11 protein-coding genes are annotated in these 14,037 nt (G+C 72.2%); 7 read left to right on the top strand and 4 right to left on the bottom strand.

All coding sequences use genetic code 11. The features are described from left to right. Positions 1-10 precede the first annotated feature (10 nt). Positions 11-1,657 (top strand): amidohydrolase, encoded by a 1,647-nt coding sequence (locus HZS56_RS10485; RefSeq protein ID WP_216720461.1) that lies wholly within the window; start codon positions 11-13, stop codon positions 1,655-1,657. 51 nt (positions 1,658-1,708) lie between these two features. On the opposite strand, the gene HZS56_RS10490 is transcribed toward HZS56_RS10485, so the two are convergent. Both HZS56_RS10490 and HZS56_RS10495 read right to left on the bottom strand, forming a co-directional pair. After that, positions 1,709-3,988, bottom strand: a complete 2,280-nt coding sequence (locus tag HZS56_RS10490) for a protein kinase domain-containing protein (protein ID WP_216720462.1) — start codon at positions 3,986-3,988, stop codon at positions 1,709-1,711. A 120-nt stretch (positions 3,989-4,108) separates the two neighbouring features. Then, positions 4,109-4,807, bottom strand: coding sequence for an alpha/beta fold hydrolase (locus HZS56_RS10495; RefSeq protein ID WP_216720463.1), 699 nt, complete (start codon positions 4,805-4,807; stop codon positions 4,109-4,111). Positions 4,808-4,903: 96 nt separating this feature from the next. Here HZS56_RS10495 and HZS56_RS10500 point away from each other — a divergent pair, with 96 nt between their 5' ends. After that, positions 4,904-5,515, top strand: a complete 612-nt coding sequence (locus tag HZS56_RS10500) for a TetR/AcrR family transcriptional regulator (RefSeq protein WP_253914040.1) — start codon at positions 4,904-4,906, stop codon at positions 5,513-5,515. A 69-nt stretch (positions 5,516-5,584) separates the two neighbouring features. Here the strand turns inward: HZS56_RS10500 and kdgD are convergent, their stop codons facing one another. Continuing rightward, on the bottom strand, positions 5,585-6,502 hold the full coding sequence (gene kdgD / locus HZS56_RS10505) for a 5-dehydro-4-deoxyglucarate dehydratase (RefSeq protein WP_216720464.1): 918 nt from the start codon (positions 6,500-6,502) through the stop codon (positions 5,585-5,587). Between the two features lie 230 nt (positions 6,503-6,732). After that, positions 6,733-7,950 (bottom strand): L-talarate/galactarate dehydratase, encoded by a 1,218-nt coding sequence (locus HZS56_RS10510; protein WP_374201118.1) that lies wholly within the window; start codon positions 7,948-7,950, stop codon positions 6,733-6,735. A gap of 116 nt (positions 7,951-8,066) precedes the next feature. Between HZS56_RS10510 and HZS56_RS10515 the strand changes: the two genes are divergently transcribed. From HZS56_RS10515 to HZS56_RS10530, 5 genes are all read left to right on the top strand, one after another. Beyond that, complete coding sequence (locus tag HZS56_RS10515; protein ID WP_216720466.1) at positions 8,067-8,942, top strand: LysR substrate-binding domain-containing protein; 876 nt, start codon at positions 8,067-8,069, stop codon at positions 8,940-8,942. A gap of 221 nt (positions 8,943-9,163) precedes the next feature. Continuing rightward, positions 9,164-9,286, top strand: coding sequence for a hypothetical protein (locus HZS56_RS38710; protein ID WP_301543003.1), 123 nt, complete (start codon positions 9,164-9,166; stop codon positions 9,284-9,286). Positions 9,287-9,355: 69 nt separating this feature from the next. Beyond that, positions 9,356-10,693 carry a gluconate:H+ symporter gene (locus HZS56_RS10520; protein ID WP_216720467.1) on the top strand — a complete coding sequence of 446 codons (1,338 nt, stop codon included), beginning with the start codon at positions 9,356-9,358 and terminating at the stop codon, positions 10,691-10,693. Between the two features lie 50 nt (positions 10,694-10,743). After that, positions 10,744-12,078: an enolase C-terminal domain-like protein gene (locus HZS56_RS10525; protein ID WP_216720468.1), complete on the top strand. Its 1,335-nt coding sequence runs from the start codon at positions 10,744-10,746 to the stop codon at positions 12,076-12,078. A 210-nt stretch (positions 12,079-12,288) separates the two neighbouring features. Beyond that, a complete protein-coding gene (locus HZS56_RS10530) occupies positions 12,289-13,884 on the top strand; it encodes an alkaline phosphatase D family protein (protein WP_216720469.1) in 1,596 nt (531 codons plus the stop codon). Positions 13,885-14,037: the final 153 nt, after the last annotated feature.

The raw sequence follows: 14,037 nt of genomic DNA on the forward strand, positions 1-14,037 counted from the left end.
TAGGACCCTCATGCACCTGGACGCGTTGTTCACCAACGGCCGCTTCACCACGCTCGACGCGGACCGCCCCACCGCCCGCACCGTCGGAGTCCTCGGGGGCCGCGTCGCCGGCCTCGACGACGACGTCGCCGGATGCACCGCCGACCGTGTCCACGACCTGCACGGGGCTCCCGCCGTTCCCGGCTTCAACGACGCCCACCAGCACCTGAGCATGCGCGGCCGCCGGCTCCTCCAGCTCGACCTGCACGCCCGGGCCGTCCCGACCCTCGACGCCCTCTACACGGCGGTACGCGAACGGGCCGCCCGCCTCGGCCCCGACGAGTGGCTCTTCGGCGCGGGCTACGACCAGAACAAGATCGGCGCCCACCCGACGGCGGAGGCCCTGGACGAGGCGGCGAAGGGCCGCCCGGTGTGGCTGGAGCACGTGTCCTGCCACATGGGCGTGGCCAGCACGGCGGCCTTCGCCCGCGCCGGCTTCACCGCCCGCACCGGCGTCCCCGACGTCGACGGCGGGCACGTGGAGCGCGACGCCGACGGCCGGGCGGCCGGCCTGCTCCAGGAGACGGCCCAGCACCTGGTCACCCGGGCGTTCCGCCCCACCCCGGTGGACTCGATCGTGGCTGCCATCGCGGCCGGCAACGACAAGGGGGTGACGGAGGGCATCACCAGCGTCACCGAACCGGGCATCGCCGCGGCCGACCACGTCGGGCACGGTCCGGCCGATCTGCACGCCTTCCACCGCGCCGTGGAGGAAGGCGCGCTGACCATCAGGACCACGGTCATGCCCTACATGACCGTCCTGCACGACGCGGGACCCGTCGGCGGCGGCGACACCTGGTTCGGACTCGACACGGGGCTGCGCAGCGGATTCGGCGACGACCGCCTGAAGATCGGCGCCACCAAGATCGCCACGGACGGCTCGCTGATCGGCCGCTCCGCGCACATGTGCTGCGGCTACCACGACGAGCCCGGCAACTCCGGCTTCCTGCTGTTCGACGAGGACCGCCTGCACTCCATGATCACCGAGGCGCACCGGTGCGGCTGGCAGGTCGCCGCCCATGCGATCGGCGACGCGGCCATCGACGTCGTCCTGGACGCCTTCGAAGCCGCCCAGGCCGCGCATCCGCGCCCGGACGCGCGCCACCGCATCGAGCACTTCGCCGTCGCCTCCGACGAACAGGTCCGCCGCCTGGTCGGCAGCGGTGTGGTCCCCGTACCGCAGGGACGTTTCGTCTCCGAGATCGGCGACGGCATGATCACCGCGTTGGGTCCCGAGCGCGCCGCCCGCTGCTACCGGATGCGCAGCCTCCTGGACGCCGGAGCCGTGCTTCCCGGCAGCAGCGACGCGCCGGTCGCGCACGGCAGCCCCCTGCTGGGCATCCACGACATGGTCAACCGGCGCACCGCCGCCGGCGCTCCCCTGGCACCGGCCGAGGCGGTCACCGCCCGACAGGCGCTGTACGCGTACACGGTGGGCTCCGCCTACGCCGAGCACGCCGAGGACCGCAAGGGACGGCTCGCCCGCGGCATGCTGGCGGACTTCGCCGTCCTCTCGGACGACCTGCTGGCCGTCGACCCGCGGCGGATCGGCTCACTGTCCGTCGGGGCGACCGTCATCGGCGGCCGTGTGGTCCACGACGACGGCGCGCTGCGCTGACCGGACCGTTCGCCGGCCTGCCGTCGGGCCCACGGCGCCGGCGGCAGGCCCTCAGGCCCGTATCGCGTAGACCTTGCCGGTGTAGCTGGAGAGGTAGACGGTGCCACCGTGGACCAGCGGTGTCGCGTGGACGGCCGTTTTGGTGGCGTACTGCCACACCGTGCCGCCGGTGTCGGCACGCAGCGCGTACAGGACGCCGTCACCGACGACGTAGACGGTGCCGTCCGCCGCGACGGCACGGGTGAGGTAGTCGTCGGCGAGGCGGCGTTCCCAGACCACCTCGCCGGTCTTCGCGTGCAGCGCGCGCAGCGTGTGCTGCTTCGGGGCCATCAGGTTGCTGACCAGGACGGTCTTGCCGGTCGTCGCCGGAGGTACGAAGACGGCGTCCTTCTCGCGGAACTCCCACAGCTTCTTCCCGGTGGCCGCGGACACGGCGTACACGGCGCCCTCGGTCAGACTGGGGCCGATGCCGCTGACGTAGACCGTGCCGTTGCCGACCGTCGGGGCGTACAGGGAGCGGCCGCCGGTGTCGAACCGCCAGCGCACGGCGCCGGTACCGGGGCGCAGGGCGCGGAGCACGCCCCCGAGGCCGGTGTACAGAGTGCCGTTCACCACGGTCACCGGCGTCTGGTCCTGGTCGCGTTCCTGGCTCCATCTCTCGGTGCCGGTCTTCGCGGAGGCCGCGTACAGCCAGGTGTGCGGCCGGTACCCCCTGCCCTCGGCGTCGACGCTGACGGTGTAGAGCGCCTCGCCGCGCACGGTCGGGTGGGCCTGGTCGCCGGCCGTGGACTGCACCCACAGCTTCTCGCCGGTTGCGGCGCGCAGTGCGTGGACGGTCCCGTCGACGCCGAGGTAGAGGGTCTTGCCCGCCGCGACGACCGCGGGATTGAGCCACTCCCACTTGTTGCCGGGAGCGTAGGTCCACTTCTTGGTGCCGTTGGCCGTGGACAGCGCGTACAGGGCGGTGCGTCCGGCCACGTGGAGCAGGCCCTGGACGACGGTGAGGTTCGCCGTCCCGTCGTCGGCCGTCTCGTCGTCCGCGTCGGCGACGGCGTACGACTTCCAGCGGAGGGTGCCGGGCCGTGGCGAGGACGGGCCGCCACCGGCAGCGGGTCCGTCGCCGGTGTCGGCCCGGCCCAGGCCGGAGAGCCAGCCTCCGGCACCCAGCCCCGCCACGGCGGCGGCACCGGCGAGTCCGAACAGGGCGCGCCGTCGCGGGAGTCCGGTGGCCCGGCCCGAGGGCGGAGCGACCTGTGTCGTGCCCGCGGCGCCCGGCCCGGCTGGAGCGGCGACGCCTGCCGTGGTCGGCTGCTGCGGCAGAACCCGGCCTGCCGGGACTGCAGTCCCCGCCGGGCCTGCAGTCTCTGCCGGATTTGCCGTCGCCGCCGGGCCTGCCGTCCCCGCAATTCCTGCCGGACCGGGGAACGGCAGCGTGCCGCCGGCCTGCGGCAGCATCCGGGCGACCGGCGCCGGCAGCCAGTCGCCGTCAGGGGCGGAGGGCCTCGCGCCGACGCCTCCGGTGGCCCGGAAGAGCACGTCCGCCATGAGACGGTCCACGGCGGGGCGCCGCCCGGGGTCCTTCTCCAGACAGGACTCCACCAGGTCGCGCAGGGCCGCAGGGACGCCTTCGAGGGCGGGCGGCTCGTGCACCGTGCGGTAGGCGACGGCGTGCGACGCGCCGCTTCCGAACGGCCCGTTGCCGGTGGCCGCGTACACCAGTACGGCTCCCAGGGCGAAGACGTCCGTGGCGGGACCCGTCCCCGCGCCCGTGATCTGTTCCGGGGACATGTAGCCGGGGGTGCCGACGATCGTGCCCGTCTGCGTCAGGGCGGTGGCCTCGCTGACGGCCGAGATCCCGAAGTCGATGACCCGGGGCCCGTTCGATGCGAGGAGGATGTTCGACGGCTTCAGATCCCGGTGCACCACACCGGCCGCATGAATCTGCGTCAGCGCCTCGGCCAGGCCCGCTCCGAGCCGCAGCACGTGGCTCACGGGCCACGGTCCGTGCGCCTCGACGGCCGCACCGAGCGCCGTGCCCTGCACGAACTCCGTGGCCAGCCACGGCGGGGCTCCGGCCGGGTCCGCGTCGACCACTCCGGCGGTGAAGGCGCCGTTCACGCGGCGTGCGGCGGTCACCTCCCGGGCGAACCGGCGCTGGAAGCCGGTCTCCTCGGCGAGATCCGGCCGGACGACCTTGACCGCGGCCGTTCGGCCCGTGGGCGACCGCCCGAGGTACACGCTGCCCATACCGCCCGAACCGAGCCTGGCCAGCAGCCGGTACGGCCCGACCTGCTCCGGGTCGGTCGCCCGCAACGCCGAGAAGGCCTCCACCCGATTCTTCCCCCTCCAAGACCCCCGAACATCAACTCAGGTGCCAGCATGCCATGTTGACGTGAACTCCCGGCGCGGTGAGCGACGCCTGCGCCCCTCCTGCCGTACCTGCTGCCGTGCTCAGAGCAGACTCGTGACGACGTCCGCGACGGTCCGCGGCCGGGACAGGAACGGGTGGTGGCCGGCCTCCACCTCGACGACGTCGTCGGCGCGGCGGGCGAACTCGCGCTGCGCCGCCACCGGGGTGCCCCGGTCCTGGGTGCACACCACGTACGTCGTGGGCAGGCTGTGCCATGCGGCCGCACGTACGGGCTGTTGGGTGACCGCCAGCGTCTGCGGGACCAGGAGGGCCGCGGCCCGGCGGGCGATGTCCGGCGGACAGTCCTGGGCGAACGTCTCGGTGAACAGTTCCGGCCGTGCGGTGAACGTGCCGCCGTCGGGGTCGAAGTTCAGGTACGGCGGTGGCGTGTCGGCGCCGAACGTCGACAGCGACTCGCCGGGCTCGGGCAGGTAGCTCGACACGAGCACCAGGTGACGTACCGTCCCGGCGCCCGCCGCCGCCTCGGCGGCGACGATGCCCCCGTAGCTGTGCGCCACGACCACGACCGGCTCGTCCTTCTCGTCCAGGACGGCGCGCACCGCGGTGACGTCCTCGGGGAGCCCGGGGCCCCGCGGTCCGGCCGGCCGGTCGCCCTCACCGCAACTGGGCAGGGCCGGAGCGACACTGCCGATGCCGTGCTCCGCCAGGGCCGCGGCGGCCCGGTGCCACCACCACGACCCGTCACGCACGCACGCCCCGTGGACGAACACCACACGCATCTCTTCCTCCATTGATCCGGCGATCCGGAGATCCGGGGCTCCGGCCCCCTGTGGCCAACGGTAGACGTACCGAGAATTACGTGAAAAAGTGCGGCGATGGGACGGCACAAGCAGCCCGAGATCCGCGGCCGGATCCTCGACGCCTGCGTGGACCACGCGCTCGCGCACGGACTGCCCGACCGCCTCGAGCCGTTGGCCGTGGCGTCCGGTACCTCGTCCCGGATGCTGATCTACCACTTCGGCACCCGGGACGAACTGCTGCGGGAGATCCTGGGCCGGGCGCGGCGGCGCCAGCGCGACTTCTTCGGGGAACTGCTCTCCCCGCGGACCGGCGAGCCCTATCCGGCCACGCTGCGACGTGCCTGGCAGGTCATGACGGGCCCGGCGGGCCGCCCCTACCTCAGCATGTTCGGCAGGCTCCGCGAGGACGCCGAGCAGCGGCTGTGGCCGGGTTTTCGCCGCGAGTCCACCACGGACTGGCTGCAACCGCTGGAGGACGGCATGCGGAGCGTCGGCCGTCCCGAACTCGGCACCCTCGTCCTCGCGGTCGTCCGCGGTCTCATCATGGACCTCGAGACCACGGGTGACGCGGCGCGGGCCGACCGGGCCTTCGACGACTTCCTGGCCGCCCTCGGCCCCCTCACCACCGGACGGCACCCGTCGGACGGTCCGGCGGGGAGCTCGTCCTCCTCCGGCACCACGGGGTGACTCCCGGCCCCCGCCCGGCACCGCGGCCGACGGAGGGCGGGGACGCAGCGTGTCCCCGCCGCGGAACCGTTACGCCGACACCCGGGCGACCAGGGCCGACAGTTCCTCGTACTCCTGCTCGGTCAGGTCCGTCAGCGGCGGCCGGACCGGGCCCGCGCCGTGACCGGTGGCGGTCATGCCCGCCTTGACGATGCTCACCGCGTAGCCCGCCCGCCGGTTGCGGATCTCGGTGTACGGCAGGACGAACTCCGACAGCATCCGGGTCACGTCGTCCTGGCGCAGTGCGCGTACGGCGGCGTAGAAGTCCAGGGCGAACCCGGGCAGGAAGTTGAAGATGGCCGAGGAGTAGGTGGTCACGCCCAGTTGGAGGTAGGGGAGCGCGTACGTCTCCGCGGTGGGCAGGCCCCCGATGTAGGTGAGGCGGTCGCCGAGCCGGGCGTGGACGCGGGTGATGGTGTCGATGTCGCCCACGCCGTCCTTGTAGCCGACCAGGTTCGGGCAGCGGTCCGCCAGGCGGGCGACGACGTCGGCGGAGTAGACCGCGTTGGCGCGGCTGTAGACGACCACGCCCAGGGACGTGGCCCGGCACACCTCCTCGACGTGCCGCGCGAGACCCTCCGGCGACGCCTCGGTGAGGTACGGCGGGAAGAGCAGGATGCCGTCGGCGCCCGCGCGCTCGGCGGCGGCGGCGAACTCGACCGCGGTGGCGGTGCCGTAGCCCGCCGGGGCGAGGATCGGGGTGCCCTCGGGTGCGCTCCGCACGGCCGCGGTGACGACCCGTTCGACCTCGGCCGGCGTCAGGGAGAAGAACTCGCCGGTGCCGCCGGCCGCGAAGAGGCCTCCGACGTCGTACTCGCCGAGGCGGACGATGTTCTCGCGGTAGGCGTCCTCGTCGAAGGAGAGGTCGTCGCGGAAGTGGGTCACGGGGAACGACAGCAGCCCGGAGCCGATGCGGCGGCCGAGCTCTGCGGGGGAGAAGGACGTCATGGACTGCTCCTGAGTGAGTCGTACATGGAGATGCGAGGGGATGCGAGGGGTTGCGTGGGAATGCGAGGGGAGGCGAGGGACGCGGGGACGGCGCGGCTGTCCGTGTCGGCGCCGCCCGCGCCGGGTTCCGGAGGGAAGGTCGGTCCGGAACGGTGCCGGGCCGGAAGGAAGTCGGCCCGGAGGGGACGGAGGGGACGGAGGGGACGGTGGGGACGGTGGGGACGGTGGGGTCAGGGACGGGTGCCGGCCTCGTGCGTGGCGACGGTCCAGGCGCGGGCCCGGTCGCTGAGGGTGAAGCCGAGGCCGGGGCGGCCGGAGACGTGCATGCGGCCGTCGCGGATCTCCAGGCGCTCGTTGAACAGGGGCTCCAGCCAGTCGAAGTGCTCCACCCACGGCTCGGTCGGGTAGGCCGCGGCCAGGTGCAGGTGGATCTCCATGGCGAAGTGCGGCGCGAGCTGGAGGCGGTGGTGCTCGGCGAGCGCGGCGAGCTTGAGGAACTGGGTGATGCCGCCGATGCGGGGCGCGTCGGGCTGGACGACGTCGGCGGCGCCGTGGCGGATCAGTTCCATGTGCTCGGCGACACTGGAGAGCATCTCGCCGGTGGCGACGGGGGTGTCCAGGGCGGCGGCGAGCGCGGCGTGGCCCTGGGCGTCGTAGGCGTCGAGGGGTTCCTCGATCCAGGTGAGGCCGAAGGGCTCCAGGGCGCGGCCCATGCGCTGCGCGGTCGGCCGGTCCCACTGCTGGTTGGCGTCGACCATGAGCGGTACGCCGTCGCCGATGTGCTCGCGCACCGCCGTGAGACGGGCCAGGTCGTACTTCCCGTCGGGGTGGCCGACCTTGAGCTTGATGCCGCCGATGCCGCTTTCGAGGGAGGCGGTGGCGTTCTCCAGGACCTGCTCGGTGGGCGTGTGCAGGAAGCCCCCGGAGGTGTTGTAGCAGCGCACCGAGTCGCGGTGCGCGCCGAGGAGTTTGGCCAGGGGCAGGCCGGCCCGCTTGGCCTTCAGGTCCCACAGGGCGATGTCGAAGGCCGCGACCGCCTGGGTGGCGAGGCCGCTGCGGCCCACCGAGGCGCCGGCCCAGACGAGCTTCGTCCAGAGCCTGCCGATGTCGCTCGGGTCCTCGCCGAGCAGTTCCCCGGCGATCTCCCTGGCGTGGGCGAACTGACCCGGCCCGCCGGCCCGCTTCGAGTAGCCGAAGCCGATGCCCTCGTGCCCCTGCTCGGTCGCGACCTCCACGAAGAGGAAGGCGACCTCCGTCATGGGCTTCTGACGGCCGGTGAAGACCTTCGCGTCGCTGATCGGCGTCGTGAGCGGCAGTGTCACCGACGAGAGACGGAGCCAGGAGATCCGGTCGAGGACGGCCTCGCCACCGGTCCGGGCGACGGGAAGTGCGGTGGAGGGCCCGGCGGAGCAGGCGGTGGGGGATGTCGTGTTCGTCGTGCTCACCACTTCATGTCCGTACGTCGTGCGCCCCTGGAGGCGAGGCGGTCACCGCCAGACGCTACGGTCGCGAATGATTCACGTCCAACACAGCTTTTGGATCCATCAATACCTGGAGCGCATCAGTGTTCACTCTGGCCCAGCTGACGAGTTTTGTGGCGGTCGCGGAAGAACTGCACTTCACCCGTGCCGCGGAGCGGCTGAGCATGACGCAGCCGCCGCTGAGCCGGCAGATCCAGCTGCTGGAGAACGAGCTGCGCGTGCAACTGCTCGACCGGACCAACCGGACGGTGCGGCTGACCCCCGCGGGCCGGGCGTTCCTGGTGGAGGCGCGTCGCATCCTGCGCCAGTCCGAGCATGCCGCGCTCGCCGTGCGCCGCGTGTCCACCGGCGAGGTCGGCGCCATCGCCGTCGGGTTCACGGCCGCCAGTTCCTACTCGGCCCTCGGCGACCTCCTCCACACCGCGCAGGCGGCCCTGCCGGGCGTGGAGATCCAGCTCCAGGAACTCGTCACCCGGGACCAGCTCAAGGCCCTGGGGGAGGGCTCGCTCGACCTCGGTCTGGTACGGCCCATGAGCACCGGTGCGGACCTCCTCTCGCGCCCGGCGGTGCGGGAGGGCCTGCTGGCCGCCCTGCCCGCCGGACACCGGGCGGCCGGCGGACGGGGACCGATGCCCCTGGGGGAGCTGGCCGGCGAGGACTTCCTGATGTACTCGCCGATCGAGGCCCGTTACTTCCACGAGTTGCTGGTCGGCATCTTCCGCGCCGTCGACGTCCGGCCGACGTTCACCCAGTACCTCGCGCAGGTGCACAGCATCCTGGCCCTGGTCAGCGGGGGCTGGGGCCTCGCCCTGGTGCCCGAGAGCGCGTCCCTGATGCGCCACGGCGGGATCGTCTTCCGCGAGGTCGACCTGCCGGACCCGAAGCCGGTCGAACTGAACCTGGTGTGGCGCGCCACCAACGACAACCCGGCTCTGGACGCGCTCCTGCGGCATCTCTGACATCCGCTCCGACGCCCACTCCGACATCCGCCCGACACCCGTCCGCCACGCCACGGCCATGCGGCGGCGCGCCATGATCATTCAAGAAAGGTATTGCAAGCTACAAAATTCGACATAGACGTGCATCGGAGAGATCCCTACCGTCATCTCAGTCACCGGTTCCGTGGCTCGGACCACTCGCGGCGCCGCTGCCGCTTCCCCCCAGGCCCAGGAGATCGACCATGTCCGCTCCAGCCCGGCAGGACGGGCCGGCCGGCGCCGCGACCGACCGCGGCCGCACCCCGGCCACGATCGCCACCGCCACCGCCACCGGCACCGGCACCGGCACGCGGCACAGACGCTGACACCGTCGCCCGCCACCCCACGCCGTCAGGTTCGGCCGCCCGTCCCACAGTTCAAAGGGGAGCTGAGACATGCCACTCGTCGTAGTCGGAATCAGCGTACTGGTCCTGCTGTTGCTGATGACCCGGCTGAAACTCAACGGCTTCGCGGCCCTGCTCCTCGTGGCCGTGGGCGTCGCCGTGGTGCAGGGCATACCCGTCGCCGAGATACCCGACGTCCTCTCGGAGGGCATCGGCGGGCAGATCGGCGACACCATGCTCGTCATCGGGCTCGGTGCCATGGTCGGCCGGATCATGGGCGACTCCGGCGCCGCCCAGCGCATCGCCGGCACGATGCTCGACGCCTTCGGACCACGCTGGGTGCAGGTCGCCATGGTGGCCACCTCGATGCTCATCGGCGTGACGATGTTCTACGAGGTGGCCTTCGTCATCATCGTGCCCATCGCCTTCACCCTGGTCCGCGTCACCAGGGCGAACCTGCTGTGGGTCGGTCTGCCGATGTCGATCGCCCTGTCCACGATGCACAGCTTCCTGCCGCCGCACCCCGGCCCCACCGCCGTCGCCGCGACCTTCCACGCCTCCGTCGGACTGACCCTGTTCTACGGACTGTTCATCGCCGTCCCGATCGGCGCGTTCATCGCGCTGCTCTGGCCGCGGCTGCCGTTCGTGCGGGCCATGTCGCCCTCCATACCCAAGGGCCTGGTCAGCGAGCGCGAGTTCACCGACGAGGAGATGCCCGGCCTCGGCTGGTCGCTGCTCGTCGCGCTCTTCCCCGTCGTCCTGATCGCCGGCGCCGCCGTGATCGACATGGCCGACTCCGACGAGACACCGCTGCTGCACACCGTCGCGTTCCTCGGCTCCGCGCCGGTCGCCCTGCTGCTCACCCTGTGCCTGGCCGTCTGGGCCTTCGGGCCGAGGATCGGCCGGAGCCTCGCGGACGTCAGCGCCTCCTGCGGCTCCGCGGCCCAGGCGATGGCCATGATCCTCCTGGTGATCGGTGCCGGCGGAGCCTTCAAGAACGTCCTCGTCGAGGGCGGCATCTCCGACTACATCAAGGACGTCACCGGCGGCTGGTCCGTCTCGCCGATCATCCTCGCCTGGCTCATCGCGGTCATCCTCCGCATCGCCCTCGGCTCGGCGACGGTCGCCGTCGTCACGGCCTCCGGAGTGGTGCTGCCCATGGTCGCCGGAGGCGGGGTGAGCCCCGAGATCATGGTGCTCGCCGTCTCCTGCGGGTCGATCGCCTTCTCGCACGTCAACGACCCCGGCTTCTGGCTGTTCAAGGAGTACTTCAACCTCTCGGTCACCCAGGCGATCAAGGTCCGCACCAGCTACACGACGGTCCTGTCGGTCCTCGGCCTGGGCGGCGTCCTCATCATGGAACAGATCGTCGACGGCATCGGCCTGTGACCCCCGCCGCACCCTCGAACCCGCCCGCACACAAGGAGTCCGAAGCAGCCATGACCACGAGCCAGCCGACCGTCACCGGCTTCGCCGTCTACCCCGTCGCGGGCCGCGACTGCATGGAACTGAACCTCTCCGGCGCCCACGGCCCCTACTTCACCCGCAACGTCGTGGTCCTGACGGACTCCGAGGGACGCACCGGCCTCGGCGAGGTGCCGGGCGGCGAGAAGATCACCCGAACGTTGCGCGACGCCGAGTCCCTGGTGCTCGGCGCGAAGGTCGGCGACCACAAGCGCGTCCTGCGGGCGATCGGCGACCGCTTCGCCGACCGGGACTCCGGCGGACGCGGCGCGCAGACCTTCGACCTCAGGACCACGGTGCACGCCGTCACCGCCGTCGAGTCGGCCCTCCTCGACCTCCTCGGCCAGCACCTCGACGTGCCGGTCGCGGCCCTCCTCGGCGACGGACAGCAGCGCGACTCGGTGCGGGTGCTCGGCTACCTCTTCTACGTCGGCGACCCCGGCCGCACGGACCTGGAGTACGTCCGCGAACCCGACGCGGACGCCGCCTGGTACCGCATCCGGCACGAGGAGGCGCTCACCCCCGAGGCCGTCGTACGCCAGGCCGAGGCCACCTACGACCTCTACGGCTTCCGTGACTTCAAGCTCAAGGGCGGCGTCCTCGACGGTGCCGAGGAGGTCCGGGCGGTCCGCGCGCTCAAGGACCGCTTCCCCGAGGCCCGCGTCACCCTCGACCCCAACGGAGCCTGGTCGCTGCGCGAGGCCGTCGAGCTGTGCGCGCCCCTGGTGGGCACCCTCGCCTACGCCGAGGACCCCTGCGGTGCCGAGGACGGATACTCCGGACGCGAGGTGCTCGCCGAGTTCCGCCGCGCCACCGGCCTGCCCACCGCGACCAACATGATCGCCACCGACTGGCGCCAGCTCACCCACGCGCTCGCCCTGCAGTCGGTCTCGATCCCGTTGGCGGACCCGCACTTCTGGACCATGCAGGGCTCGGTGCGTGTCGCACAGCTGTGCAACGCGATGGGCCTGACCTGGGGCTGCCACTCCAACAACCACTTCGACATCTCCCTGGCGATGGTCACGCACTGCGGCGCCGCGGCCCCCGGTGCCTACAACGCCCTGGACACACACTGGATCTGGCAGGAGGGCCTGGAGCGGCTCACCGTGGCGCCACCGCGCATCGTCGACGGCGAGATCGCCGTGCCGGACGCCCCAGGGCTCGGCGTGCGGCTGGACATGGACCGCCTCCTCGCCGCGCACGAGCTGTACCGGACCAAGGCCCTGGGCGCCCGCGACGACGCCGCCGCGATGCGCTACCTGGTCCCGGACTGGGAGTTCGACGCCAAGCGGCCCTGCCTGGTGCGGTAGTCGACCTCCACCTCCACCCTGGCCTCCGTCTCCACCCTCCCCTCGACTCCACCCCCCTCCACCCTCACCCCCGCGTCGCCCGATCCGCGCCGTTGTCGGGCTCCAGTAAGGACATGTATCGGTCAAGCGCGGGCCATGAAGGCAGAATCCGCGGTTCACCCCGCGGCGTTTGCCTGGTGGTCGTCCGGCCGTCCGTCCTCTGGAGGTTCGATGACCCCGCCGCGCTTCAGCTCCCCCCACGCCCTGAAGAGAAGGGGATTCCTCGGCATCGCGGGCGCCGCCGGTGCCGGTGCCGTGCTGCTCGGCACCGGCTCCGGTTCCGTCGCGGCCGCCGCACCGGGACGTGTCCCGGCCGACCCCTTCCGGCTCGGCGTCGCCTCGGGCGACCCGCTGCCCGACGGCGTCGTGCTCTGGACCCGCCTCGCCCCCAAGCCCCTGGACGACGACGGCGGCATGCCGAATCGTTCCGTCGCCGTGCGCTGGGAGGTCGCCCTCGACGAGCGCTTCCGGAAGGTCGTCCGCACCGGCGTGGAGCACGCCGTGCCCGCGGAGGCGCACACCGTCCACGCCGACGTGCGCGGCCTGCGCCCCCACCACGAGTACTACTACCGCTTCCGGGCCGGCGAAGAGATCTCCCCGGTCGGCCGCACCCGCACCGCCCCGGCCCCGGGCACCTCGCCCACCGTCGACTTCGCCTTCGCCTCCTGCGCCAACTGGGAACAGGGCCACTTCACGGCGTACCGGCACATGGCCGAGGAGCGCCCCGACGTCGTCTTCCACCTCGGCGACTACCTCTACGAGTACGCCGCCGGCGTCAACGGCAAGGTGCGCACACACCACGGCGACGAGATCAACACGCTCGCCGAGTACCGCGCGCGGCACGCCCAGTACAAGACCGACCCCGACCTCAGGCTGCTGCACGCCACCGCGCCCTTCGTCGTCACCTGGGACGACCACGAGACCGACAACAACTACGCCGGCCTCACCCCGGAGAACGACGACGCCGGCCAGGGCAACGACACCACCGCGCACTTCGCCGCCCGCCGCCGCGCCGCCTACCAGGCGTACTGGGAGCACATGCCGCTGCGCCGCTTCCGCAAGCCGGTGGACACCGCGCTGCCGCTGTACCGGCGTCTGGAGTACGGCTCCACCGCGACCTTCAGCGTGCTGGACAGCCGCCAGTACCGCACCGACCAGCCCTACGACGACCAGTGGCAGGTCGGCGGTCCCGACCAGTGGGACCCGAAGGCGACCATCCTGGGCGACGAGCAGCACGCCTGGCTGGAGCGGAGCCTGTCACGCTCCCGGTCCACCTGGAACGTCGTCCCCCAGCAGATCTACTTCGCCAACTGGGACGCCGTCGCCGGTCCGGACGACGCCGGCTACAACGACGGCTGGGACGGCTACCGCGCCTCCCGCGACCGGGTCCTCGGCTACGTCGAGGAGCGCGGCATCGACAACTTCGTCGTCCTCACCGGCGACGTGCACAACAACTGGACCAACGACCTGCGCCGCGACTTCGAGCGCCCCGAGACCAAGGTGCTGGGCAGCGAGTTCGTCACCACCTCGATCACCTCCGGCGGCGACGGCTCGGCCACCCACGACCCCGGCCAGGTGTACTGGGACGAGAACCCGCACACCAAGTACTACAGCGCCCGCCGCGGCTACGTGCGCTGCTCGGTCTCCAGGGACCTGTACACCGCCGACTACCGGGTGGTCGACTACGTCACCCGGCCCGGCGCACCGGTGCGCACCGACAAGGCCTTCGTGATCGAGTCGGGGGCGGCGGGCGTGCAGGAGGGCTGACCCCCGCGTCGGCCCGGGCTTCGGGGGCGGCCGGCGGCACCTGGCAGAAACCCGCTCACCAGGAACGAACAAACCCCGACGGGATAATTGATTCGGTTGTGTTCGGGTCCTAGGGTGACCCTGACCCAGTAGTCGCCGCGTCACCGGCAGTTG

The sequence above is a fragment of the Streptomyces mayonensis genome, from assembly GCF_018982965.1.
GTDB classification, from domain to species: domain Bacteria; phylum Actinomycetota; class Actinomycetes; order Streptomycetales; family Streptomycetaceae; genus Streptomyces; species Streptomyces mayonensis.